Origin of the sequence: Pseudofrankia asymbiotica, from assembly GCF_001983105.1 — a bacterium.
Lineage (GTDB): Bacteria > Actinomycetota > Actinomycetes > Frankiales > Frankiaceae > Pseudofrankia > Pseudofrankia asymbiotica.
In genome coordinates this window covers 26622-50801 of record NZ_MOMC01000040.1, presented here as the reverse complement: position 1 = coordinate 50801, position 24180 = coordinate 26622, and the positions used below count along the sequence as shown (strand labels likewise).

Annotated in this window: 26 protein-coding genes; 11 read left to right on the top strand and 15 right to left on the bottom strand. The window is 71.5% G+C overall.

What is annotated here, in order from left to right:
* Positions 1–20: 20 nt before the first annotated feature.
* From qcrB to BL253_RS19845, 7 genes are all read right to left on the bottom strand, one after another.
* Positions 21–1652, bottom strand: a complete 1632-nt coding sequence (gene qcrB / locus BL253_RS19875; RefSeq protein ID WP_076818635.1) for a cytochrome bc1 complex cytochrome b subunit — start codon at positions 1650–1652, stop codon at positions 21–23.
* Positions 1649–2794, bottom strand: a complete 1146-nt coding sequence (qcrA, locus tag BL253_RS19870; protein ID WP_076818634.1) for a cytochrome bc1 complex Rieske iron-sulfur subunit — start codon at positions 2792–2794, stop codon at positions 1649–1651. The genes qcrB and qcrA overlap by 4 nt, the downstream gene beginning before the upstream one ends.
* On the bottom strand, positions 2791–3882 hold the full coding sequence (qcrC, locus tag BL253_RS19865) for a cytochrome bc1 complex diheme cytochrome c subunit (RefSeq protein ID WP_420801691.1): 1092 nt from the start codon (positions 3880–3882) through the stop codon (positions 2791–2793). The genes qcrA and qcrC overlap by 4 nt, the downstream gene beginning before the upstream one ends.
* Positions 3883–3887: 5 nt before the next feature.
* Complete coding sequence (gene ctaE, locus BL253_RS19860; RefSeq protein WP_338013730.1) at positions 3888–4472, bottom strand: aa3-type cytochrome oxidase subunit III; 585 nt, start codon at positions 4470–4472, stop codon at positions 3888–3890.
* Positions 4473–5487: 1015 nt separating this feature from the next.
* Positions 5488–6084, bottom strand: coding sequence for a DUF3501 family protein (locus tag BL253_RS19855; protein WP_076818631.1), 597 nt, complete (start codon positions 6082–6084; stop codon positions 5488–5490).
* Positions 6085–6353: 269 nt separating this feature from the next.
* Positions 6354–6788: a rubrerythrin family protein gene (locus BL253_RS19850; RefSeq protein WP_076818630.1), complete on the bottom strand. Its 435-nt coding sequence runs from the start codon at positions 6786–6788 to the stop codon at positions 6354–6356.
* A 66-nt stretch (positions 6789–6854) separates the two neighbouring features.
* On the bottom strand, positions 6855–7295 hold the full coding sequence (locus BL253_RS19845; RefSeq protein WP_076818629.1) for a Fur family transcriptional regulator: 441 nt from the start codon (positions 7293–7295) through the stop codon (positions 6855–6857).
* Between the two features lie 407 nt (positions 7296–7702).
* Between BL253_RS19845 and BL253_RS19840 the strand changes: the two genes are divergently transcribed.
* From BL253_RS19840 to BL253_RS19830, 3 genes are read left to right on the top strand one after another with little or no spacing between them, the layout of a single operon-like run.
* The gene (locus BL253_RS19840; protein ID WP_076818628.1) at positions 7703–8140 is read left to right on the top strand and encodes a response regulator; all 438 of its coding nucleotides are present in this window, start codon (positions 7703–7705) and stop codon (positions 8138–8140) included.
* Positions 8137–9228 (top strand): anthranilate phosphoribosyltransferase, encoded by a 1092-nt coding sequence (gene trpD, locus BL253_RS19835; RefSeq protein ID WP_076818627.1) that lies wholly within the window; start codon positions 8137–8139, stop codon positions 9226–9228. The genes BL253_RS19840 and trpD overlap by 4 nt, the downstream gene beginning before the upstream one ends.
* Positions 9229–9238: 10 nt before the next feature.
* A complete protein-coding gene (locus BL253_RS19830) occupies positions 9239–9634 on the top strand; it encodes a type II toxin-antitoxin system PemK/MazF family toxin (protein ID WP_076818626.1) in 396 nt (131 codons plus the stop codon).
* Positions 9635–9826: 192 nt separating this feature from the next.
* Here BL253_RS19830 and BL253_RS19825 read toward each other — a convergent pair whose 3' ends face one another.
* Genes BL253_RS19825 through ctaC form a run of 3 tightly spaced genes read right to left on the bottom strand, consistent with a single transcriptional unit; the run spans position 9827 to position 13035 of the window.
* The gene (locus tag BL253_RS19825; protein ID WP_076818625.1) at positions 9827–10228 is read right to left on the bottom strand and encodes a cytochrome c oxidase subunit 4; all 402 of its coding nucleotides are present in this window, start codon (positions 10226–10228) and stop codon (positions 9827–9829) included.
* A gap of 12 nt (positions 10229–10240) precedes the next feature.
* A complete protein-coding gene (gene ctaD, locus BL253_RS19820) occupies positions 10241–11938 on the bottom strand; it encodes an aa3-type cytochrome oxidase subunit I (protein ID WP_076818624.1) in 1698 nt (565 codons plus the stop codon).
* A complete protein-coding gene (gene ctaC / locus BL253_RS19815; RefSeq protein WP_076818623.1) occupies positions 11935–13035 on the bottom strand; it encodes an aa3-type cytochrome oxidase subunit II in 1101 nt (366 codons plus the stop codon). Before ctaC ends, ctaD begins: the two co-directional genes overlap by 4 nt.
* A gap of 379 nt (positions 13036–13414) precedes the next feature.
* On the opposite strand from ctaC, the gene BL253_RS19810 reads away from it, so the two are divergent.
* The gene (locus BL253_RS19810) at positions 13415–14614 is read left to right on the top strand and encodes a cysteine desulfurase family protein (protein ID WP_076818622.1); all 1200 of its coding nucleotides are present in this window, start codon (positions 13415–13417) and stop codon (positions 14612–14614) included.
* Positions 14615–14753: 139 nt separating this feature from the next.
* Entirely contained in the window at positions 14754–15014 is a 261-nt protein-coding gene (locus BL253_RS19805; RefSeq protein ID WP_076818621.1) for a sulfurtransferase TusA family protein, read from the top strand.
* A 160-nt stretch (positions 15015–15174) separates the two neighbouring features.
* Here BL253_RS19805 and BL253_RS19800 read toward each other — a convergent pair whose 3' ends face one another.
* Together BL253_RS19800 and erpA are read right to left on the bottom strand one after the other, a co-directional pair.
* The gene (locus tag BL253_RS19800) at positions 15175–16158 is read right to left on the bottom strand and encodes a carbohydrate kinase family protein (RefSeq protein ID WP_076818620.1); all 984 of its coding nucleotides are present in this window, start codon (positions 16156–16158) and stop codon (positions 15175–15177) included.
* 386 nt (positions 16159–16544) lie between these two features.
* Positions 16545–16910 carry an iron-sulfur cluster insertion protein ErpA gene (gene erpA / locus BL253_RS19795; RefSeq protein ID WP_076818619.1) on the bottom strand — a complete coding sequence of 122 codons (366 nt, stop codon included), beginning with the start codon at positions 16908–16910 and terminating at the stop codon, positions 16545–16547.
* A 750-nt stretch (positions 16911–17660) separates the two neighbouring features.
* On the opposite strand from erpA, the gene nadA reads away from it, so the two are divergent.
* The 3 genes from nadA to BL253_RS19780 all read left to right on the top strand — a co-directional run bounded on the left by nadA (position 17661) and on the right by BL253_RS19780 (position 20578).
* On the top strand, positions 17661–18851 hold the full coding sequence (gene nadA / locus BL253_RS19790) for a quinolinate synthase NadA (protein WP_076818618.1): 1191 nt from the start codon (positions 17661–17663) through the stop codon (positions 18849–18851).
* A complete protein-coding gene (locus BL253_RS19785) occupies positions 18851–19477 on the top strand; it encodes a DUF3043 domain-containing protein (RefSeq protein WP_076818617.1) in 627 nt (208 codons plus the stop codon). Before nadA ends, BL253_RS19785 begins: the two co-directional genes overlap by 1 nt.
* A 138-nt stretch (positions 19478–19615) precedes the next feature.
* Positions 19616–20578: an aldo/keto reductase family protein gene (locus BL253_RS19780; RefSeq protein WP_076818616.1), complete on the top strand. Its 963-nt coding sequence runs from the start codon at positions 19616–19618 to the stop codon at positions 20576–20578.
* Positions 20579–20726: 148 nt separating this feature from the next.
* On the opposite strand, the gene BL253_RS19775 is transcribed toward BL253_RS19780, so the two are convergent.
* The 3 genes from BL253_RS19775 to BL253_RS19765 all read right to left on the bottom strand — a co-directional run bounded on the left by BL253_RS19775 (position 20727) and on the right by BL253_RS19765 (position 22251).
* On the bottom strand, positions 20727–21296 hold the full coding sequence (locus BL253_RS19775) for a TetR/AcrR family transcriptional regulator (protein WP_076818615.1): 570 nt from the start codon (positions 21294–21296) through the stop codon (positions 20727–20729).
* 35 nt (positions 21297–21331) lie between these two features.
* A complete protein-coding gene (locus tag BL253_RS19770; RefSeq protein WP_076818614.1) occupies positions 21332–21880 on the bottom strand; it encodes a nitroreductase/quinone reductase family protein in 549 nt (182 codons plus the stop codon).
* A 158-nt stretch (positions 21881–22038) separates the two neighbouring features.
* On the bottom strand, positions 22039–22251 hold the full coding sequence (locus BL253_RS19765; RefSeq protein WP_076818613.1) for a hypothetical protein: 213 nt from the start codon (positions 22249–22251) through the stop codon (positions 22039–22041).
* A 348-nt stretch (positions 22252–22599) separates the two neighbouring features.
* Here BL253_RS19765 and BL253_RS42955 point away from each other — a divergent pair, with 348 nt between their 5' ends.
* The 3 genes from BL253_RS42955 (at position 22600) to BL253_RS19750 (ending at position 24168) form a co-directional block, all read left to right on the top strand.
* On the top strand, positions 22600–22752 hold the full coding sequence (locus BL253_RS42955; protein ID WP_198543247.1) for a hypothetical protein: 153 nt from the start codon (positions 22600–22602) through the stop codon (positions 22750–22752).
* A 166-nt stretch (positions 22753–22918) separates the two neighbouring features.
* Positions 22919–23530: an MBL fold metallo-hydrolase gene (locus BL253_RS19760; protein ID WP_338013729.1), complete on the top strand. Its 612-nt coding sequence runs from the start codon at positions 22919–22921 to the stop codon at positions 23528–23530.
* Positions 23531–23943: 413 nt separating this feature from the next.
* Entirely contained in the window at positions 23944–24168 is a 225-nt protein-coding gene (locus tag BL253_RS19750) for a hypothetical protein (protein ID WP_076818610.1), read from the top strand.
* Positions 24169–24180 lie beyond the last annotated feature (12 nt).

Below are 24180 nucleotides of genomic sequence, written 5' to 3'. Positions count from 1 at the left end.
GGTGGGTCAGGTTCGGCCGGTCAGTGGCGAGGGCCGCCTACCGGTTCCTCGCCGCTCTCGGCCTTCTCCTCGGTGAAGAAGCCGGTGACGGCCTTGCGGGCGCGGGTGGTGATGCCACCCTTCGCGTGCCCGTTGCCGTTGCCGTTGCCGTGACCTGGGGCCGGCAGCTCGAAGCGGTGCGTCGGCACCAGCGGGTAGTCGGGCACCGGGTCCGGCTTGGGCCGGTGGTCCTCGACGAACTCGCCGGTCGGCAGCTGCCGGATGATGCCTGTCTCGATGCCGTGGTGGGCGATGTCGTGGTCCCGTTTGTTGAGCGCGATGCAGATCATCTTGGTGACCTTGTACGCGATCGGCGGGACGATGATGATCCCGACTCGGCCGGCCCAGGTCATCGCGTTCAGCGAGATGCTGAACGTCTTCGCGATGACGTCGTTACCACCCGAGATCAGCAGCACCACGTAGAAGCTGATCGACATGGCGCCGATCGCGGTGCGGGTCGGCGCCTCTCTCGGCCGCTGCAGCAGGTTGTGCGACTCGCGGTCCCCGGTGAACTTCGACTCCAGCCAGGGCCACAGCGCCAGCAGCGTGAACAGGATGCCGGGGAGGATCACCGTTGGCCAGAACACGGYGGCCACCGTGTGCCCGAGCCCGCGGAACTCCCAGGGCGGCATGAGACGGGTCGAGCCGTCCAGGAAGCCGATGTAGAAGTCCGGCTGGGACGCCGAGCTGACCTTCGACGGGTCGTACGGGCCGAACACCCAGATCGGGTTGATCTGCGCGAGGCCGCCCAGCAGCGCCAGCATCGCGAAGACCATCATGAAGAACCCGCCGGACTTCACCGCGAACACCGGGAACACCCGGTGGCCGATGACGTTGTCCTCGGTCTTGCCCGGGCCGGGGAAGTCGGTGTGCTTCTGGTACCAGAGGATGCCCAGGTGCGCGCCGACGAGCGCGAGCAGGAGCCCGGGTATCAGCAGGATGTGCGCGACGTAGAGCCGCGGCAGGAAGTCCGTGCCCGGCCACTCGCCGTTGAACACGAGGAACGACGCCCAGGTGCCGGCCACCGGGATCGACTGGGCGATCGACGAGGCGATCCGCAGACCGGTGCCGGACAGCAGGTCGTCCGGCAGCGAGTAGCCGGCGAAACCCTCGAAGATGCCCATGACCAGCAGGCCGACGCCGATCAGCCAGTTGACCTCGCGCGGCTTGYGGTAGGCGCCGGTGAAGAACACCCGGAACAGGTGGACCATCATCGCCGCGACGAACAGCAGCGCCGCCCAGTGGTGGATCTGGCGRAACACCAGCCCGGCCCGGGTGTCGAAGCTGATGTCCAGCGTCGACGCGTACGCCCGGCTCATCTCCACGCCCTTGAGCGGGACGTACGAGCCGTTGTAGATGACCTCGGTGTTGCTCGGGTCGAAGAACAGCGTCAGGTAGATCCCGGTCAGCAGCAGGATGATGAAGCTGTAGAGCGCGATCTCACCGATCATGAAGGACCAGTGGTCAGGGAAGACCTTGTTCAGGTTCTCCCGCAGCGCTCGCTGGGTGTGGAACCGCTCGTCCGCCGCCCGGTTGAGCTTGCGGACCGGGCTCGGCCGCTTCTCGAACTTCGGGGCGGCCGCGGGCGAACCGTCCGGCCCGGTAGTCGTCATGAGCGCTCCCAGAACGCGGGCCCGATCGGCTCAGTGTAGTCGCCGTTCTTGGCGATGAGGTAGCCCTCACCGTCGACGCCGAGCGCGAGCTGCGGCAGCGACCGGCTGGCCGGGCCGAAGATGGCGCGGCAGCCGTCCGGCACGTCGAAAACCGACTGGTGGCACGGGCAGAGCAGGTGATGGGTCTGCTGCTCGTAGAGGCTGACCGGGCAGCCGGCGTGCGAGCAGATCTTCGAGTAGGCGACCAGGCCCGCCAGGTCCCAGTTCTCCCGGCCCGGCCGGGGCTTGTTGATGCCCGGCTCGAGGCGGACAAGGATCGTGGCGCTGTCGGCCTTGGCGTGCAGGTCAAGCTGGGGCTCGAACCGGGTGGTGCCCCCGGCGTCCTTGACGGGCACCGCCGGGAAGACGGTCTCGATGCCGCCGATGGAGACGTCGCCGAGCTTGACGAACCGTCCCTCGCCGGTGACCATCCGCGCGCCCTTCACCCAGTGGGTGTGGTCGAGCTTCTTGYCCGGCTTGGCGTTCGTGAGGTTGAGCAGCGGCACCACCGCGAGGCCGCCGAGCACGGCGCCGGCGCCGAGCAGGCTGCGGCGCACCAGCTTGAACCGGCCGAGGCCCATGGCGTCGAAGCCGAGCGCCACCTCCTCCTCGAGGACCGCCGTCTCCTCGTCGGTGCTCTTGAAGGAGTGCCGGTCCTGGACGGCCTGCTCGTGCGGCATCAGCCGCTTGGCCCAGAGGATCATGCCGACGCCGAGGCCTCCGACGGCGAGCGCGATCCCGAGGCCCAGGCACGGGGTGTAGTACGCCTTGTGCTTGTCGCCCACGAAGTTCGCGACGATGAAGCCGAGCGTGCCGATCACCGAGACGGTGAACCAGAGGGCAATCAACCGCTCGGCGCGCCGCTCGGCGCGCCGGTCGACGTCCTCGGCCCGCGGTGGCCGGTGCGCGACGCCCGCGTGCCGCCAGGAGGTGTGCTCCTCCAACTGGGTGGAGTCGGTCGGAGCCGGCGGGGTGCCCAGCACCTCGGGGCCCTCCGGGGCCCCGGCGCCGCCGCTCCCCTCGGCCGGCCCGCCTCCGGCCGGGCGCTTCACCCGATCGAAGACGCTCCCACCCCCGGTGGGGGTGTCGTCCTGCTCGCTCATACCTTCTGCCTCGCTCCGATCCACAGACACACGCCGAGCAGTCCGCCGATACCGATCAGCCAGGCGAGCAGGCCCTCCGGGACGGGGCCGTAGCCGCCCAGCTTGTGGCCACCGGGGCTCGGGGTGTCGCGGTTCATCAGGATGTAGGCCGCGATCGCCTTCGCGCCCTCGTCGTCGATCTGGCCGGAACCGAACACCGGCATCGACTCGGGACCGACGCGCATGGCCTCGACGATCTGCTCTGGCGTCGCGTTCGTCAGCGCCGGGGCGTACTTGCCGTAGGTCAGCGGGGCGCCCTGGCCCGCGGCCTGGTGGCACTGCTGGCAGTTCGCCCGGTAAAGCTCGCCGCCGTACGTCAGGTCCGCGTCGGCGAGGTCGTCCTTGCTGATCTCCGGCTTGGTGGTGCCGCCGCCGAGCGTCTGGATGTAGGCCGCGAGCTGGTCGATCTGCGTCTCCGAGTAGCTCGGCTCCTTGGCCTCCGCCTGGGCGCCCGGGTGCGCGAGCGGCATGCGCCCGGTGGACACCTGGAAGTCGACCGCGGCGGAGCCGACGCCGATCAGGCTCGGGCCGGAGACGGTGCCGGCCGCGTTGAGCCCGTGGCAGGTCGAGCAGCCCTGCAGGTAGAGGGCGCGGCCCGCCTTGACCGCGGCGTTGTCGGTCGAGTCCGCCGCGCTGCCGCTGGGTGCCAGCACCGACCACAGCACGCCCGTGGCCATCAGGGCGAGCGAGAGGACGAGCGTGGACGAGCGGCGCCGGCGGCGCGCGCTGGCGGGGCCGCGGGACCGGCGGGAGGTCCTGGTGACCAGCCGGCCGCGCACGTCCGCGAGGGGCGCCGACGCCGGCGTCTCCCGCTCCTCGGCGTCCTGCGCCTGGGCCTCCGGCTCCGTCGGCCCGGCCTCCGCCTCGGTCTCCTCGGCCACGTCGCCCGCCTCGGCCATCTCCACCGCTTCGGCCACGTCGTTCACCTCCGCCGCCTCGGTCACGTCGGTCGCCTCGGTCACGTCGGTCGCCTCGGTCACCGCGGGCGCCTCGTCGGCGGGACCGGTGGGCGCGGCCGTGTCCTTCTCGTTGCCGGTGGATGCAGTCATGTCGCTCACTGGAGGAGGTAGATGGTCGCGAACAGGCCGATCCAGACGACGTCGACGAAGTGCCAGTAGTACGACACGACGATCGCCGAGGTCGCCTTCTCCGGCGTGAAGCGCCCGAAGGTCGACCTGGCCAGGACCATGATGAAGGCGATCAGACCGCCGATCACGTGCAGACCGTGGAAGCCGCTGGTCAGGTAGTACACCGAGCCGTAGGCGTGCGAGTTCAGTCCGAACTCGTTCTCCCGGAAGAACTCGTTGGCCTGCCCGAGGACGAAGACCAGGCCCATGACGAACGAGATCGTGTACCAGCGGCGCAGCCCGAACACGTCGCCACGCTCCGCGGCGAACACGCCCAGCTGACAGGTCACGCTGGACAGCACCAGGATGATCGTGAAGACCAGCGCGTAGGCGACGTGTAGGTGCACCGGGCCGATGTCGGAACCAGCCGGGTCACCGGTCGTAGGCGGCCAGTTGCCGCTGTTGACCGAACGGATCGTGTAGTACATCGCGAAGAGCGCCGCGAAGAACATCAGCTCCGACGACAGCCACACCACGGTGCCAACCGAGACCATCGACGGACGGTTAGCCATGGGGTGTGGTGGCGGAGCCTTCTCGAGAACAGGTGCCGTGGCCACGTCGGTCATTCTGGCACGCGCTGGCGCAAGCGCCACCGAAGGTTCGACGTTCGGTAGGACTACGGCCCGTCGAGGGCCCGCGAACCCACCTTCTACGACTAGTAGAAGACCGTCCGGTAGCCCTTCCGGGCCAGGCCACACGCCACCCGGCCAACGCCTCCGCCCGCCGGCGCGCACCGGACACACTGCGGCAAAAGTCTCCCAAAACCCATGCCCTACCAGCGGCGCACACCCGCCGAACCCGTCACACCCGCCGCCCCGGCCGACTCCTGACCGCCGACCGACCGGACCACATCGCGGATGTGCTGCGACTCACGACGCCGGGGACCGGGGCCGACCGTCCGGGTCGGGCGGGAAGGTTGTTTCTGGTTCGCTCCGTCCGGGCGGCGCGCTCCGGCCCCTTGCTCGCTTCGCTCCAGGCGGATGGGTAGGCGGAGTCGGGCGGGAAGGTTGTCATGGTTCGCTCCGTGCGGGCGCGGCGCTCCGCGGCCGTCCTCGCCTAGCGGCTCGGACGACCACTCCGCGCCGCGTCCTCCTGCGCTCACGGGCCCTCCGGCGACCTCGCTGCGGCCCGGTCCACGTCGCTGCGCTCGTGGACCGGGCCTCCGCGAGGTGCGCCTCCGGGCCCAGCCCGGTCACCTTGAGTTGGAGCGTCGCCACTCCAGGACCGGCCCCTACCCGGAGTTAGAGCCGTACAGAGCCACCGACCGACCGCGCCCCACACGAGCGAAGCGGAGTGCCCCTGCGGTCCAGCCTCAAGCCGGGTTCCGCAACGCTCCAGCGCAAGGCGACCGTGCTGGGCGCGGAGGTCCCGTGGGAGCGAAGCGAGTACGGGGCCGTAGCGCCGTGTCCTCACGGAGCGAACCAGCAACAACCTTCCCGACCAACCCAGCCTGAGTCTCTGCCCTGCCCCAGATCGAACTCCCAGGCCGTAGCGCCGTGTCCGGACGGAGCGAACCAGAGACAGAGCTCAGGGGCGCAGGGTCAGGTCGGCTATGAGGCTGCGGCGGGTCGCGCCGTCGATGAGGGTGGAGTCGTTGTAGGCCTCGTGGTCGACGACCAGCTCGACGGGGACCTCGGGGTCGCGGAATTTGTCACGCTGCTCGTCGGTCAGCGGGAACCGGAACATGTGCACCGAGACGGTCTCGCTCGGCGTGTCCAGGTCCTCGTCGGTGCCGCGGATCTCCTCGGCGGGCGCCCTCTCGCCGTCGATCTCCAGGGAGATCGCCCGCTGCAGGCCGTCGAGATGCGCCAGCTCGTCACGGACGGACTCGGTGGCCCTGAGCTCGACGAACATCGTCGCCGTCAGCGCGTGACTGGACGGCATCAGGCGCCCGTACACCTCGACCTCGTGCGCGACGTCCGACCGCTCGGTCAGCCGCTCGGTGTAGACCATCTCCTGCACCTGGTAGCGCAGCGTGTCCAGGTTCTCGAACTCGAACGCGACGATGTCGCCGACGCGGACCCGCCGCTCGGCGCGCACCGGGATCATGCGCTTGCGCGTCTCGGCGCGGGTGGCAGCGTAGGCCTGGTGGTCGATGTTGATGTCATCGACGGTCAGCATCATCGGTAACCCCCTGGGTGCGAGCGGCACGGTGCCCGGTCCGCGCTCCGGTTCCGGCTCAGGGACCCGATCCTGGCTCAGGGATACGTGCCACGGGTGAGCCGTCCGCACGCGTGCGCGAACCCGAGCGGGCGCCGGTGCCGGCCCGGCTTCGGGCTGGCACCGGTCGTGAAAAGCGCTGGACCGGGGCCCGGGCGGTGACGACGATGTCGCCCCGCCCGAGGTCCCGGCCCAGATGGTTCTCGTGTGCGCCAGTCGGCCTGGGCCGAAGGTCAGGCGTTCTCCTCGGCCAGCACGGCGTCGAGGGCCTTCTTGAAGCGGCCGGCGTGGGTCTTCTCCGCCCGGGCCAGCGTGGCGAACCAGTCCGCGATCTCCTCGAAGCCCTCCTCGCGGGCGTCCTTGGCGAAGCCGGGGTACATCGCGGTGAACTCGTAGGTCTCACCGGCGACGGCCGAGGCCAGGTTCTTGGAGGTGTCGCCGACCGGCTCGTTGGTCGCCGGGTCGCCGACCTCGGCCAGGAAGTCCATGTGGCCGAAGGCGTGGCCGGTCTCACCCTCCGCGGTGTCGCGGAACAGCGAGGCCGCGTCGGTCAGGCCCTCGATGTCGGCACGGCGCGCGAAGTACAGGTAGCGGCGGTTGGCCTGGCTCTCGCCGGCGAACGCCTCCTTGAGGTTCGCGTGCGTCTTGGTGCCCTCGAGCTTCGGCATACGTGCTCCTTCGATGTCGTTTCGAGCTGAGATGGATCCGTCGACGCCCTCGGTCCCGCGTGGGCCTCAGGCTCCGTTGTCCGCACTCGGGCCGGCCGCGGCGCCCGCTGGCGCCGCGCACTCCGGACACAGGCCACGGAACTGCAGGTCGTAGCCGGTGATGGAGAAGCCCGAGTTCCGAGCGATCTCCGCCACCATCCCGCTGGGGATGGGGTGGTCGATGTCGACCGCGCGTCCGCAGCGGTCACAGACCGCGTGGTCATGGCGGTCGGTGTTGGCGTCATAGCGGGCGGCGGCCCCGGCGCCCAGGTTCAGTTCCAGGGCATGCCCGGTCGCGACCAGCAACGCGAGCGAGCGGTAGACGGTCGCGCTCCCGATGCCCGGCGCGACCGCGCGTACCCGCTCGTACACCTCCGCCGCGGTCGGATGATCGTGCGCCGCCCGCAGCACCGTCAGCACGGCGGCACGCTGAGGAGTCAGCCGCAGTTCCTGCTCCCTGCTCGGCACGCGCCACCTCCTTCACGCCATGGCGGCCGGTCGGCGGTTTCTCCTGCCGGCCGACCGTCACTGAGAACGAGTCTCAGTATCGATTCCACCACTGACGGGGGACAAACGGGGGGATGGTGAGCTGGGTCTCATGGCCTGGGCCGCCGTGGGTCGCCAGGCTGGGCAGACCGTATCGCGCCTGGTCCGGTACCCTCGCACCGGATTCCTTGTCGTCGTGGGGTTCGCCACGCCCAGGCCGGCGCCGCCGGCGTCGCGGGTGTCGCGGGCTCCGGCAGGCGCGGTGAGCGGACAGGCCGGGCTGGCACGCCAGCGCGGCCGGCGCCGGCGCCCGCGGCCGGCCGCGACGGCCGGGACGCCGCCCCGCCGCCTACCGCGGCGGTACCTCGGAGCGAAAGGCCGCGCAGGACATGAGCACAGTCCTGGTGTACGCCGACCGGGCTGACGTGCGCGAGCGCGTCAAGGCGGCCATCGGCACCGTCCCCGATCAACAGCTCGGCGAGATCGAGTTCGTCGACGTGACCGACGGCCGCGTTCTCGTGGCCGCCGTCGACCACGGCGAGGTCGACCTCTGTGTCCTCGACGCGGAGGCGACTCCCGAGGGCGGGATGGGCCTGTCCCGCCAGCTGAAGAACGAGATCACCGACTGCCCGCCCACCATCCTGCTGGTGGCGCGGCAGGACGACCGGTGGCTCGCGACCTGGTCGCTGGCCGACGCGGTGGTGACCCACCCGGTCGACCCGGACGAGCTGACGGCCGCCGTCGTCGGCCTCCTGCGGGCCCGGGCCTCGGGCGCGCCCGTCCGCCGGCCGGTCACCTACGCCGCGCACGGAACGTCCGAGCCGTGACGCCCTCGGCGCCGGYGCGGGCGCCGGGCGAGCAGACCTGGCCCGACCTGCTGCACGCGCTGCTGTCCCGGGAGGACCTCGCGGCGGAGCAGGCCGGCTGGGCGATGAACCAGATCATGTCCGGGACGGCGAGCCCGGCGCGGGTCGCCGCGTTCGTCACCGCGCTGCGCGCCAAGGGCGAGACCGCGGCCGAGATCGGCGGCATGGTCGCCTCGATGCTCGACTTCGCCCTGCCCGTGCACGCCGACGCCTCGTTGCTCGCCGCCGCCGTCGACACCTGCGGCACCGGCGGGGACCGGTCCCACACCGTCAACCTGTCGACGATGGCGGCGATCGTCGCCGCCGCCGCCGGCATCCCGGTCGTCAAGCACGGCAACCGGGCGTCGTCGTCGTCGTGCGGCTCGGCCGACCTGCTGGAGGAGCTCGGCGTCGTCATCGAGCTGTCGCCGGCGGGGGTCGCGTCGACGCTCGCCGAAGTGGGGATCGCCTTCTGCTTCGCCCGGGCGTTCCACCCCGCCATGCGCCACGTGGGGGCGGTGCGCGCCGAGCTGGGGGTGCCGACGGCGTTCAACATTCTCGGGCCGCTGACGAACCCGGCCAGGCCCGGCGCGCAGTCGCTCGGCGTCGCCGACGCCCGGCTCGCGCCGGTGATGGCGCGGGTGCTCGCGGACCGGGGCACCCGGGCGCTGGTGTTCCGCGGCGACGACGGGCTCGATGAGCTCTCCCCGTCCGCCACCTCGACGATCTGGGTGACCGGCGGTGACGGTGAGCTGCGCGCGGAGCGCTTCGACCCGCGCGACGTCGGCATCGACGTGCCGGATCTCGAGGCGCTGCGCGGCGCCGACGCGTCCTTCAACGCCGGGGTCACCCGCGCGGTGCTCGCCGGCAAGCCGGGCCCGGTGCGTGACGCGGTGCTGCTCGCCGCCGCCGCCGCGATCGTCGCGGCCGAGGGCCCGACCGAGCGGCCCGTGACCGAGCAGATCCGCGCCCAGCTCGAGCGCGCCTCCGCCGCCGTCGACTCTGGCGCGGCCGCCGTCGTCCTCGAGCGCTGGGCCGCCGCGAGCCAGGCCGCCGCCGGGCTCCACTAGGCTCAGCACCATGATCGACGACGTGCGGGACCAGATCGTCTACGAGCCCAGGCGCGACGGGCGCCCTGACCCGGGCGAGGTCGTGTGGGCGTGGGTGCCCTTCGAGGACGACCCGAGCCAGGGCAAGGACCGGCCCGTGCTGCTGATCGGCACCCGCGGCAGCCGGCTTCTCGGCCTGATGCTCACCAGCAAGGACCACGACCGGGACGCCGAGCAGGAAGCGCGCTACGGCCGGCACTGGATGGACGTCGGCACCGGCGGATGGGACCGCGAGGGCCGGCCGAGCGAGGTCCGGCTCGACCGGCTGCTCGTCCTCGACCCGGCGGAGGTCCGCCGCGAGGGTGCGGCGCTGCGCGAGGGCGTCTTCGACGAGGTGGTCGCCGCCGCCCGCGGGCTGCACGACTGACGTCACCAGCTGGCCAGCGCGGCCACGCCGCCCTGACGCGGCCCGGTTCGGCTTGGTTCGGTTCGGTTCGGGGTTCGGTTCGGTTCGGTTCGGCTTGGGCGTCACACGCGGCAGCACAAAGGCCTGGCGGTGAACCACGAGGTCTCCGTGGTTCACCGCCAGGCCTTTGCCATACCCGGTATCAGGGTCTCGCTAGTCCTCCGGGACCGGAGGGTGCCAGAAGTTCTCGAAGACCAGGCAGGTCACGAAGAACACGGTCATCAGGGCGCCGATAAGGACGAGCCAGATGCCGAAGACGAACCCCGAGACAGCGACGGTGGCGCTGGCGGCGATGAAGAACGGGTAGTAGCTGCCCGGCGTGAAATGCCCGAGCTCGCCCGCGCCGTCCGCGACCTCCGCGTCGGGAAGATCCTGCGGGCGCATCCCGATCCGCCGCCCGGTGAACAGCAGGTAGAAGCCCACCAGGAAGCCCATGCCCGCGGTCAGGGCCAGTGCCGCGGTGCCCGTCGGGTCGTGCGAGTAGATCCAGTAGATAATGTCAACGATCACGGCGAAGACGCCGATGATGCTGAAGACGTAGCCTTCTACCCTCATGCCACGGCCGCCTTAGCTGCTCAGTTCCGGAGTGGCGCGCTGCTCTATCGCCCCRCCCGTGGCGTACGCCGGGTGGTGCAGGTCGAACGCGGGACGCTCGGAGCGGATCCGCGGCAGCGACAGGAAGTTGTGCCGCGGTGGCGGGCAGGACGTGGCCCACTCCAGCGAGTTGCCGAAGCCCCAGGGGTCGTCGACCTTGACGATCCGGCCCTTCTTGTACGAATGCCACAGGTTGTACATGAACGGCAGGGTCGAYAGCGCCAGGAGGAACGCGCCCGCCGTCGAGACGGTGTTGAGCGTGGTGAAGCCGTCGTCCGGGCCGTAGTCGGCGTACCGGCGCGGCATGCCCTTGATACCCAGCCAGTGCTGCACCAGGAAGGTCAGGTGGAAGCCGAAGAACAGCGTCCAGAAATGGACCTTCCCGATGCGTTCGTCCATCAGCCGGCCGGTGACCTTCGGGAACCAGAAGTAGACGCCGGAGTAGGCGGCGAACACGACCGACCCGAACACCACGTAGTGGAAGTGGGCCACGACGAAGTAGCTGTCGGAGACAYGGAAGTCGATCGGGGGGCTGGCGAGCAGCACACCGGTCAGGCCGCCGAACAGGAAGGTCACCAGGAAGCCGAGGGCGAACAGCATCGGCGTCTCGAAGGTGAGCGAGCCGCGCCACATCGTGCCGATCCAGTTGAAGAACTTGACCCCGGTGGGCACCGCGATCAGGAACGACAGGAAGGCGAAGAACGGCAGCAGCACCGCGCCGGTGACGAACATGTGGTGGGCCCACACCGAGATCGACAGCGCGCCGATGCCGATGGTCGCGAAGACCAGGCCCTTGTAACCGAACAGCGGTTTACGGGAGAAGACCGGCAGAACCTCGGTGATGATCCCGAAGAACGGCAGGGCGATGATGTAGACCTCGGGATGCCCGAAGAACCAGAACAGGTGCTGCCAGAGGATCGCGCCGCCGTTGGCGGCGTCGAAGATGTGCGCGCCGAACCGGCGGTCGGCCTCCAGCGCCAGCAGCGCCGCCGCCAGCGGCGGGAAGGCGACCAGCACCAGGATCGACGTCACCAGGAAGTTCCAGCAGAAGATCGGCATCCGGAACATCGTCATGCCGGGCGCGCGCAGGCACAGGATCGTGGTGATCATGTTGACGCCGCCGAGGATGGTTCCCATACCGGAGGTCGCCAGGCCCAGCACCCACAGGTCACCGCCGACGCCCGGCGAGTACGTGGCGCTGTTCAGCGGCGCGTAGGCGAACCAGCCGAACGCGGCGGCGCCGTCCGGGGTGAGGAAGCCGGCGATCACCGTCAGGCTGCCGAACAGGAACAGCCAGTACGACAGCGCGTTCAGCCGCGGGAACGCGACGTCCGGCGAGCCGATCTGCAGCGGGATCAGGTAGTTCGCGAACGCGAAGGCCAGCGGTGTCGCGAACATCAGCAGCATCAGCGTGCCGTGGATCGTGAACAGCTGGTTGTACTGCTCGTTCGACAGGAACTGCAGGCCCGGCCGGGCGAGCTCGGCCCGCATGAACATGGCCAGGATGCCGGCGAAGGCGAAGAACGCGAACGAGGTCAGGAAGTACATGAGGGCGATGTCCTTGTGGGACGTCGTCCGCAGGTATCCCAGGAGGCTGTTAACCGCCTTGGGCGGCGCCTCGTCGGCCGGCGGGCCAGCGTGCCCGACCGGCGGCTCGTGCACAAGCGTCACTGTCCGCTCCCGGAGGTCGTGCCGCTGCCGGCGGTGGTGAGCGCGGGAGTGCCGGCGGCCGTCGCGCCCGCCGCCTCCTGCTCCGCGATGAACTTGTCGTACTGGGCGGCGGGGACGACGTTGACGTAGAAGTTCATCTTGTCGTGGTCCGCGCCGCACAGCTCGGCGCAGCGGCCGATGAACGTGCCGGTCTTGGTCGGCGTGACCTCGAAGGTGTTGATCCGGCCCGGCACGACGTCCCGCTTGAACAGGAACTCCGGCACCCAGAACGAGTGGATGACGTCCGGCGAGGTCAGCACGAACTTCACGGAGCGCCCCTCGGGCAGCACCAGCACCGCGGGCTGGCCGGGCTGGCCGGTCACCTCGACGACGTTGCCGCCGCTCTGGCCGGTGTCCGTGTAACGGAACTGCCAGTTCCAGCGGAAGCCGACCACGTTCACCGTGACGTCCGGCTTGGCCGAGACCTTGTCGATCTCGATCTCGTCCCGGGCGGTGTAGTAGAACAGCCCGGCCACGACCACGAGCGGCACCACCGTGTACAGCACCTCGACGGGGAGGTTGTACCGGACCTGGCGGGGCAGGACGTCCGACCGCTTCCGGAACGCGATGATCGCGTAGAAGATCAGGCCCCAGACCAGCACACCGACGGCGAGTGCCGCGATGGCCGAGCCCTTCCACAGGTTCAGGATGCGGGGGGTCTGGTTGGTCACCCCGTCCGGGAACCCGAAGTTCGGCACACCACACGCCGTAGCGGTCAGCGCGAGCACAGCGAGGCCAGCGCCGAGTCGCGTCACGCGGCCGGCACGCCCGCGGCGGTGACCGTTACGGACTACGCCGGCGTCGGGCCCACCACCCTCACGGGCTGGCTCGCCCGCGGCGCCGGCGGCCTCCCGGAGCATCGGCGMGGTGCCCGGGATCCCCGCCGGAACGGCGAAGCCGATCCGGGAGGTCTGCCCGCCACCTCCGCCGACCCCGGACGAGGCCAAGCCATCGTCATAGGATTCGGCCTCAGCCCCGGGCCGCGCGAGCGGGCGCGCAGCGCCCGCCTCACTCGCGTCCGCGCGCGCCGGCCGGATCCGACCGAAGGAACTCCTCACCAGGTCCTGCCTCCCACGACTACGTCGGCCCGGGACACGCGAGGTTGGGTCACCTGGGCCGGCGCACGGTCTTCGACACGCTGTAGATGCTGCGACGGGAGCGTATCCCAGCCGACGTCACGGTTCTCGCCAGAGGCCCTCCCGCGCCGGGCTTCACACGAATCGATCCGGCGGAACAAAACACAGCGTAACGATCGTTTACGATCAGTCGCCGAACCGGGGCCTCCGCCGCCGCCAGGGGGCCCTGCGGGACCACTAATGTGACCCAGCCGACGACGCGGGCCTGGCCCGGTCAGCATCCGCGGTCTGGCCCGATCGACGCCTCCGGCCTGGCCCCGCCGGGAAGGTCGCGGCGTCGGGAAGGTCGTAGCGTCGAGGTGTGCCGGCCTACCTCGACCATGCCTCGACGACCCCGCTGCACCCGGCCGCCCGCGCGGCGCTGCTGGCGGCGCTTGACGACGGCTGGGCCGACCCGGCCCGGCTCTACCGGGAGGGCCGCCGCGCCCGCATGCTGCTGGACGCGGCGCGCGAGACCGTCGCCGGGGTCCTCGGAGCGCGGGCCGACGAGGTCTCCTTCTGCTCCAGCGGCGCGACCGCCGCGCACCTGGCCGTGCTGGGCACGGCGGCGGCGCGCAGACGCGCCGGCGACCTGGTGCTGGTCAGCGCGGTCGAGCATTCGAGCGTGCTGCACGCGGCCGAACGCCACGAACGGGCCGGCGGCCGCACGCGCTCCCTGGACGTGGACCGTCACGGCCGCGTGGACCCGGCGAGCTGCGTACCCCCGCCCGGCACCGCGCTGGTCTCGGTGCAGCACGCCAACCACGAGGTCGGCACCATCCAGCCGGTGGCGGAGGTGGCCGAGGCGGTGCACGCGGTCGCCGGTTCCCAGGACGCCAGCGGTTCAGCGGGCGCCGGACGTCCGGCGGGCGGAGTCCCCCTCCACACGGACGCCGCGATGACCGTCGGGCGCATCCCGGTGGACGTCGCCGCGCTGGGCGCCGACCTGCTGACGGCCAGCGCGCACAAGTTCGGCGGGCCCGCGGGTGTCGGGATCCTGGTCGTGCGGTCCGGCACCCGCTGGACGAACCCGATGCCGGCCGACGAGCGCGAGGCGGGCCGGGCGGCCGGTTTCCCGAACCTGCCAGCGGTCGTGGCGACCGCGGCGGCGCTGCACGCGAGGGCCGGCGAGCTCGCCGGCGAGCGCGAACGGCTGGGGGAGCTCACCGCCCAGCTGCGCGCCCGGCTGCCGGCGCTGGTCGACGACGTCGAGCTGCTTGGCGACCCGGACCCGGCCGGCCGRCTGCCGAACCTGGTCGCCTTCTCCTGCCTCTACGTCGCGGGCGAGGCGCTGCTCGGCGAGCTGGACCGGGCGGGGATCGCGGTCAGCAGCGGGTCCAGCTGCACGTCGGACTCCCTGACACCAAGCCACGTGCTGGTCGCGATGGGCGCCCTGTCCCACGGCAACGTGCGGGTCTCGCTCGGCCGCGACTCCACCGCCGCGGACCTGACGGCCCTGTTGGATGTCCTGCCGGGCGCCGTCGCCGCGATCCGTGAACGAGCCGGCGCGGTGGGTCTGTAGCGGCGATGATGCCCGCGGCACAGACGCCCGAAGACAGCCGGAAGGGGCGCAAGCCGCCGAAGACGCCAGAAAGGCGAGCGACAGAAGAAGCCGGAAAGACCGAAACGCCGAGAAAGGCGGAGGAGGGTAGGCGACGGCCATGAGCGACGCGGATCCTGACCCGGGGCTGGAAGCCCCGGACGTGGTGGTGGATGCGCTGGGCCGGCTCTGCCCACTGCCGATCATCGACCTGGCCCGGCGCTTCGGCGAGGTGCCGGTCGACGGCACGGTCGCGCTGTTGGCCGACGACCCGGCCGCCGCCGCCGACGTGCCCGCCTGGTGCCGCCTGCGCGGCCAGCGGTTTCTCGGCGCCCGCGACCTGCCCACCGGCCGGGCGTACCTCATCCGCCGGACGCGCTGACGCCGCGGACTGGTGTCAGCCCGTGGTCAGCGGCGCCGCGGGCGGCGGTGAACCCGAACTCGGTCACCGCCGCCACGCCACGCCACACCGCGCCCGTGGACGCCAGGCCTGAGAACCCCGGAACGCCTGTCGCCGCAGGAGCTCGACGAACTCGTGGAGCTCAGGACCGCGGGAGGTAGTCCTTGATCTCGGTGGCCGCCTCGGCGCCGTACGCCTCGGTGAGCCGCTTGACCAGCTCGGCCTCGTCGGCCTCGTAGTCCTGTGGGCCTACGGTCTCGAGCACCAGTGTCGCCAGGAGGCAGCCAAGCTGCGCGGAGCGCTCCAGCGACAGGTCCCAGGAGCGCCCGGCGAGGAAACCGGCGCGGAACGCGTCGCCGACGCCGGTCGGGTCCGGGGTGTCGCGGGCCGGAACCACCGGTACCTGGATCGCGGTCGCGTCCGCGGCTCGCTCGATCCGCACCCCGTTCGCGCCCAGCGTGGTGATCCGGGTGTCGACCCGGGCGAGCACGTCGGCGTCCGACCAGCCGGTCTTCTGCTCCAGCAGTGCCTTCTCGTACTCGTTGCAGAACAGGTAGGCGGCGCCGTCGACGAGCCGGCGGACGTCCTCACCATCCATCCGGGCGAGCTGCTGGGACGGGTCCGCGGCGAACGGGTAGGCACGCTCGCGGCACTCGTCGGTGTGCCGCCGCATCGCCTCGGGGTCGTTCGGGCTGATGAGCACGAGGTCGAGGCCGCCGAACCGGTCGGCGACCGGGGCGAGCTCGATGTTGCGTGCCTCCGACATGGCGCCCGGGTAGAACGAGGCGATCTGGCAGAGGTCGTCGTCGGTCGTGCAGACGAAGCGCGCGGTGTGCGCGAGATCACTCACCCGCACCGACGCCGTGTCGACGCCGTGCCGGTCGAGCCAGGAGCGGTAGTCGGCGAAGTCCTCACCGACCGCGCCGACCAGGACCGGGTGCAGGCCGAGCCGGCCCAGCCCGTAGCTGATGTTGGCCGCGACGCCACCGCGCCGAATGACCAGCTCGTCGACGAGGAAGGACAGCGACACCCGTTCGAGCTGCTCGGCGATCAGCTGATCGGCGAAGCGGCCGGGGAAACGCATGAGGTGATCGGTCGCGATGGACCCGGTGACGGCAATACGCACGATGCCTGAGCCTAGCCTCTGGCTCGCTCCGTCCGGGCGGCGCACTCCGGCCCCGTACTCACGACCTCCGAAATCGGCTTCGCCGATTCCGCAGGGACCCCGTCGCTCCCACGGGACCCTCCGCGAGGCGCGCCTTCGCGCCCAGCGCGCTTACGTGCCGCTGCACGTCACCAAATGACGGGTCGGCTCCGAACATGCCGAGGGCCTGGTGGGACGAATCAATCTTCGTTCCCACCAGGCCCTCAGAAGCCATCACGCCTAGCTGCTCAGCTCGCCCACCCGGTCGAGCGAAGCTCGACATCGGGGGTCCGGGGGTCGCCCCCGGAGCAGACATTACGAGTGCAACTCCCGGGGAAGCTGCCCGCAGGGCAGCGAACAGGGTTCGCCTAGTGGAACGAGTCGCCGCAGGCGCAGGAGCCCTGGGCGTTGGGGTTGTCGATCGTGAAGCCCTGCTTCTCGATGGTGTCGACGAAGTCGATGGTGGCGCCGCCCAGGTACGGGGAGCTCATCCGGTCGACCGTGACCTTGACGCCGGAGAAGTCGAGCACGGTGTCCCCGTCGAGCTGGCGCTCGTCGAAGAACAGCTGGTAGCGCATGCCGGAGCAGCCACCGGGCTGTACGGCGATACGCAGGGCCAGGTCGTCGCGGCCCTCCTGCTCGAGCAGAGACTTCACCTTGCTCGCGGCCAGGTCGGTGAGGGTGACCTGGCTAGGCCGGGTCTGGGTGTCCGTCGTCGTGTCCTGGACGGTCATAGGGGCTGCTCCTGCCCTTCGGAAGGTGCCTACAAGGGTGCGCCGCTGGGGATCCGTGCGACTCAGGCCGCGTCGGCGCCCTCCACACGGCCCAATCGGTGCCACGCACGGCACCACTGCCGCCGCGTGGAGCGGCCGAGGTGTGACGCACGCCGTGCCGACGCACACCGTGTCACCGGTGTCCGTCTCCAGCGCCCAACAACCGCGGCCCGGTTCCGCTTCCCATCGTAGCCACCAGCGGGTGGGCCGGCCACGACGTCGGCCTAGCTCCCGGTGCGCTCCCCCACACACAGGCACGCAATGCCAGGGCCGATGGGGCAGGTGTTCCCGGCCAGCCCACCCGGCCCCCACCCCCCAGTGACCCATCTCACTCGGGCCRAACGCCCCGTCCACCGCGGGCCGCCAGACCCGGCCGGGCCCGCGCGGCCGCGAGCGAATGGGCTGGCGGCAGGGCGCCACGGCCCTCGACGACTGCCGGGCGGCCCGCCACGACTGTCGGGAGGGTGACCAGAGAGCGACGCTCGGACAAACCACGCATGGCCCACGGACCGCAGTTAGTGTCTCTTCGACCATTAATGAGTTAGAGTCTCTTCGACCATATGTCGACCGGCCTCCCCGCAGATCGCCACAGCCAGCCCGGCGACGCCGGCGGTCCCGAAGCCATCGGAACCGTCCGGAGTCGTCCCGGATCCGGCCAGGGCCGACCAGTGGGGCGGTCCTCGCACAGCGCGCCGCCCAAGGGGGCCTGCCATGACGACCAACCCGACCCTGGAACGCATAGGCGTTACCCCGTCGCCACTGGCCCTGCTGCTGCTCGGCCGGGAGACGGACGCCGGCAGCGAGCGCGGCGTCGAGTGCCCAGGAGAACTGCCCCCGGCCGCTGATCCCGCGCTGGCCGAGCGCGCCGCCGCGGCCAAGGCGGCGCTGGGCGGGAAGGTCTTCATCCTGGGGCACCACTACCAGCGCGACGACGTGATCGCCTTCGCGGACGTCACCGGTGACTCGTTCAGGCTCGCCCAGCAGGCCGCGGCCCGGCCCGAGGCCGAGCACATCGTGTTCTGCGGCGTGCACTTCATGGCCGAGAGCGCGGACATCCTGACCGCGCCGCACCAGGGGGTGATCCTCCCGGACCTGGCCGCGGGCTGCTCGATGGCCGACATGGCCACCGCCGAACAGGTCGAGCAGGCCTGGGACGACCTGCTCGACGCGGGCGCGGCCGAGGGCACGGTGCCGGTGACCTACATGAACTCCTCGGCCGCGATCAAGGCGTTCACCGGCCGGCACGACGGCACCGTCTGTACGTCCTCCAACGCGCAGCGCGCGCTCGAGTGGGCGTTCGGCCCGGAGCGCGGCGGGCAGCGCGTGCTGTTCATGCCCGACCAGCACCTGGGCCGCAACACCGCGATCGGCGAGCTGGGGATGACCGAGGCCGACTGCGTCGTCTACGACCCGCACCGCCCGAACGGYGGGCTCACCCCCGCCCAGCTGCGGGACGCGAAGATGATCCTCTGGCKGGGGCACTGCTCGGTGCACGGCCGGTTCAGCCGGAACTGCGTCGACGAGGTGCGGGYGCGGGTTCCCGGGGTAACTGTCCTGGTACACCCTGAGTGCAAGCGTGAGGTGGTGACCGCCGCCGACCTGGTCGGATCGACGGAGTACATCATCAAGGTGGTGGACGCGGCCCCGGCCGGTTCGTCGTTCGCGATCGGCACCGAGCTCAACCTCGTGCAGCGGCTCGCGAACCGCCACCCCGACAAGAACATCGTCTTCCTGGACCGGACCGTCTGTTTCTGCTCCACAATGAACCGCATCGACATGCCACACCTAGTGTGGGCGCTGGAGTCCCTCGTCCGCGGCGAGCCGGTCAAYCGGATCACAGTCGCGCCGGACGTGGCCGCATACGCCCGAAAGGCCCTCGACCAGATGTTGGCTCTCCCGTAATGGCCACGATCGGCCTCAGAAAGCGGTCGCGCGACGCCGAGCCGGAGAACTCCGKCGCGGACGTCGACGTGGACGAGTTCGCCTCCACGACGGACGCGCGGATGACGGCCAAGAAGGGCCGGCCGACGCCGAAGCGCTCGCAGGCGCGCGCGGCCCGCTCGACGGTCAGCACCTTCGGCCCGTCGGCGAACACCAAGGAAGGCCGCCAGCGCGACAAGGGTGAGCGCCGCCGCGCGATGGCCGAGCAGCGGGCCGCGCTGCGTTCCGGCGACCTGTCGAAGATGCCCGCCCGGGAGCGGGTACCGGAGCGGGTGCTGGCCCGCGACGTCGTGGACAGCCGGATCAACGCCGGCTCGCTGTTCCTGTTCGCGATCGTCGTCTACTTCATCGGCGGGCTCGTGCCAAACGGCTACGTGCGGCTGGTCGCCGTCTACGTGATGATCCTCGGCATCGCCGCGGTGGTCATCGACGGCTTCTTCCTGGCCCGCAAGGTCGGCAAGGCGGTCCAGGAGCGCTACCCGGACTCGCGGGTCAAGGTCCGCGCCTATGCGGTGCAGCGCTCGCTCGTCCCGCGCCGCTGGCGCATGCCACCGCCCCGCGTCGCCCGCGGAGGGGCGGGGCGCTGACCATCACAGTCAGCACCTGAGGTGACGGCACAGGGGCGGAGCTGGGGTGGAGCGCCCCGGCCCGCCTGGTGCCGGACGGCCCACGCGGGACGGGAACCTCGACGTTCGGTCCTCGGTAGAAGTCCTAGAGTCGGCGGTGTGGAGTATCGACGCCTAGGGCGCAGCGGCCTGACCGTCAGCCAGATCGCATACGGGAACTGGATCACCCATGGTGACCAGATCGAGGCCGAGCAGGCGATCGCCTGCGTGCGCGCCGCCTTCGACGAGGGAATCACCACCTTCGACACCGCCGACGTCTACGCCGGCGGGCGGGCCGAGGCCGTGCTGGGTGAGGCACTTTCCGGCGTCCGGCGCGAGTCCTACGAGCTCGCGACCAAGGTCTTCTGGCCGACGGGCCCCGGCCCGAACGACAGGGGCCTGGGCCGCAAGCACATCATCGAGTCGATGAACGCGTCGTTGAAGCGGCTGCGCACCGACTACGTCGACCTGTACCAGGCGCACCGCTACGACCCGACGGTGCCGCTCGAGGAGACCCTCCGCGCGTTCGACGACCTGGTGCGCACCGGCAAGACGCTCTACATCGGCGTTTCCGAGTGGTCCGCCGAGCAGATCACCGAGGCGGTGCGGCTGGCCGGCGAGCTGGGCCTGGACCGGATCATCTCCAACCAGCCGCAGTACTCGGCGCTCGTACGCACGATCGAGGCCGAGATCGTGCCGGCGTCCGCGAAGGTCGGTGTCTCGCAGATCGTCTGGTCGCCGATCGCGCAGGGTGTGCTGACCGGGAAGTACCTCCCGGGGCAGCCTCCGCCGCCCGGCAGCCGCGCCACCGGCGCCACCGGCTCCGGGTTCATCCAGCGCCTGATGGGTGACGACGTGCTGACCGCCGTGCAGAACCTGCGCCCGATCGCCGACGAGGCGGGGCTCTCGCTCGCCCAGCTGGCCGTCGCGTGGGTACTGCGGAACGACAACGTCGCGTCCGCGATCATCGGCGCGTCCCGGCCCGAGCAGGTCCGCGAGAACGTCAAGGCCGTCGGCGTCACCCTCGCCCCGGAGGTTCTCGCCCGTATCGACGAGACGCTGAGCGCCGTCGTCGAGTCCTAGCCAGTCACGAACTGTGGCGGCTGGCCCCGTCCATAGGCTTGCCCATCCAACACACATCCACAGCAGTGTTTGGAGGTGTGTTGGATGGGCGTGTCCATGCGGTTGGCCATCCGCCACAGTTCGAACTGACGCTGGTGGTGGGCGGCGGTCAGGTGGTGAAGGCCCTGGCGAGTGCGCGCCAGGTCGCATCCAGGTCGGACATGTCGGAGTAGGCGCTGTCCATCTCCAGGATCACGGCCCCGTGGGCGGCGGCGAACAGCGCCTGGGCGACCCAGGGGTCGCCGGTCGCCCGGTAGAACGGCTCGCCGGACCAGCCGTCGAGACCGGGGGTCAGCAGGCTCCGGTCGATGCGGCCGGAGGTCGCGAGCCGGTAGAGGTTGGCGCTCATGAGCGCGAACCGCCGGTACTCGGCCAACAGCGCGGCGACGACGTCCGCTGGCCCCGCCGCGTCGACGACGGCGTGCAGCGCGTCGCCCATCTCGAACAGGCCGGTCTCGACGAGCGCCGCCTCCAGCGCCGGCTTCCCGGGCAGGTGCTTGTAGAGCGACGCCGCCCTGATACCGATCTCGTCACCGAGACGGCGCATCGTCAACGCGTCCGCGCCCTCCGCCGCCAGCAGCGCGAGCCCGGCGGCGACGATCTCGCGCACCCGCTCCGACCGTCCCGCCGGCTCCGGCCGCGCCGCGATCCGCGCCAGCGGCAGCCCGGCCCGCGCCACGTCGACGCCCTCCCCCGCCGTGGTGGCGTGGGCGGTCAGTTGGTCCGCTCCAGGACGAAGGCCGGGTGGCGGGGAGCGATCGCGGCGAGCTCCTCGTCGGACGAGTCAGGCCCCACACCGCCGAAGAAGACGCCGACCTCGGCCTTCCACCGCTTGAGGTAGGCGCGCAGCACCTGGACCTTCTCCTCGTCGACCAGCTCCGTGGCCCGGTAGTGAGCTCGGGACCGGCCGAGCAGCAGGTACAGCTCGCCGTCGGCCGCCCGCACGTTGCGCACCCACTGGCCGTGGCCACGAGGCGACACGAGGTACTCCCGGCCGTCGAGGACGAGCAGGTTGACCGGCGTACGCCGCGGCTCGCCGCTGGTCCGGCCACGCACCTCCAGCACTCGACTGCCGAGCACGCTCACCCCGCGCCGGGTGAGGGCCGCGACCAGACGGTTGAAGACCTTCCGGGTGAACGCGCCCGGCGCCCGGTAGTGCGCCGCCGCGCCCGGCGCGGCGGAACCAGCGGCCTCGGCCGGCCCGGCGGGCCCGGCGGAAGCAGTGGACTCATGGGACTCGGCGGCCGGCAGGGTCTCGTTCATGACGACTCCCGAAGAGGTAGCTAACAGCGTTAGCCCCACTATGGCTAACGCTGTTAGCTACGTCAACCCTTTCGGCTAACGTCGTTAGCCACGGTGACCTGGATCTCAGTCAACCGCCGTGCCCGCCGCGTGCCCGCCGGGCCACTCGCGCTCGCGGCTCAGGTCGTCGGGCGCAGGCTCATCGGGCCGTAGACCTTGCGACCCGCCTCGCACAGCGTGACCTGCGCGACGCCGCCGTCAAGCAGCTCGGACCAGGTCTCCCCGATCCAGGTCTCCGCGTCGCCCTGGCTCGGGAACGACTCGGACCCGGACGCCCCGGCCACCGTCACCAGTGCCCCGTCCTCGGCCTCATACCGCCAGGTCCAGCTCACCCGCGTACCTCCTCGTGAACCCACCACGACCGTCGGCGGCAGCCCGCCGTCCACCCCATCCAACCGTCACTGGCCTCCGGCGGGGCGGTGAGGCCAGGATGTGCCCTACGTCGGTAACGCCTGCTGCCAGTGACGTCGGCATGGATTCGCCACCGATTGGCTACCGTAGGCGCGACGCCCCGCCTCGCGCCCGGTGGCCGGCCGGTGGACGTCGGCGCGCGGGCAGGTCGGCAGACCCGGATCTGCCGGGACGAACGGGCCGGGCGGCCCAGCGGCCCGGCAGGACCCGGCATGTCGGCACCGGCACCGGCACGCGCAGGCCAGCATCAGAAGCGGAGGAATGTCCACGTGGTCACACAGCTCGCCGAGGCGGCCCAGCACAGCGACAGCGGGTTCGCCCCCTGGGTCGTGGCGGCGCTCACATTCGGCTCGATCATCCTGCTCGGCATCGTGCTGACGCTCATGACCCTCGCGGAGCGCAAGCGCCACCCGCACGTCTGAGCATCCGCCCGAGGCCCCGCGGCCGTCCCCGGCAGAGAGCAGGGCAGGAGAAGTGCGCGTCACCCTGCTGGGCACGGGTTCGGCCGACGGCTGGCCGAACCCGTGGTGCGCGTGTCCGTCTTGCGCCTGGGCACGCGACACCGGTAACGCCCGCGCGCAGACGGGCGTGCTGCTCGACGACGCCATGCTCGTCGACCTCGGGCCGGACGTGCCGCGCGCGGCGGCCCGGTTCGGCGTCGACCTGGGTCGCCTGCGCCACCTCGTGATCGGGCATGCCCATCCGGACCACCTCGGGCCGGAGGCGCTGATGTGGCGGTCGTGGAGCACCGTGGCCGACCGCCCGCTCGACGTCGTCGGCCCGCGGGCGGTGCTCGACGCCGTCGCGGCCTTCCTGACCCGCTGGGAGCGACGGGCACCCGGCGAGGCCGGCTCGCCGCTGCACCCCCGGCTGGCCCTCGCCGGCAGTCCCATCCGGCTGGGCGGTCCCGGGCCGGACGGGGGCGGCTACCTGGTGGTCCCGGTCGCGGCGGCGCACGGGGACGCCTCGGTCGGGCCGGCCGTGCTCTACGACATCACCGCCCCGGACGGTGCCCGGCTGCTCTACGCCTGCGACACCGGTCCACTGCCCGCGGCCACCGTCGAGGCGCTGGCCGGCCGGGAGTTCGACGTGGCACTGGTCGAGGAGAACAACGGCGACCGTCCCGGTTTCGGCGACCATCTGGACCTCGCGACGTTCACCGCCGACGTCGGTCAGGGCTCCGCGCGCGCGGAGCCCTGACCGACACCTCGACGGTCGTCGCCGTCCACCTGAGCCACCGCAACCCGCCGGGTCCGCGGCTCGCCGAGCGCCTGGCCGCGATCGGCGTCGACCTGCTTCCGGACGGCGCGGTCCTCGAGGCCGCCCCCGGCAGGCGCGCCACCGTCACGCTTCCCGCGCCGGGCTGAGGCCGGCGCCGCCCGGGCCCCAGGCACCCGCCGCCCAGCCCAGGCGCCGGCAACCGGCACCGGCACCGGCACCGGCACCGGTGAAGGCTCCACGAACGGGACAACCCGGGCGGGTCCTTCCGCCCGCTCCGCCGGGGCACGGCGTCCGGATCTGTCACTGTGGGTACTTCCCCTGCCGTGACGTGTCAGACGGGCCACAGTGTCCGTGGCCGCGGCGTTCGCACGGGACGCGCCCTGGCTGTGCTCATGGGTCTGTGGGCGGGCCTCGGCTGGGTTCCGGCGGATGGCGTCTCCGGCCGGCTGGCGGCGCTGGTGAGCGTCGTCGCGCTGGTGGTCGTCGTCACCGGCCGTTCCGCGCGGGCCCGCCCGCCGGCCGGGCGAGGCAGGCTGGACGCCGTCTCGGCCCTCGCGCTCATGCTCGTGGTCGTCGCCTCGGCCGCCGCCGCCCTCACACCACCCAACATCAGTTGACGCCGGCGAAGG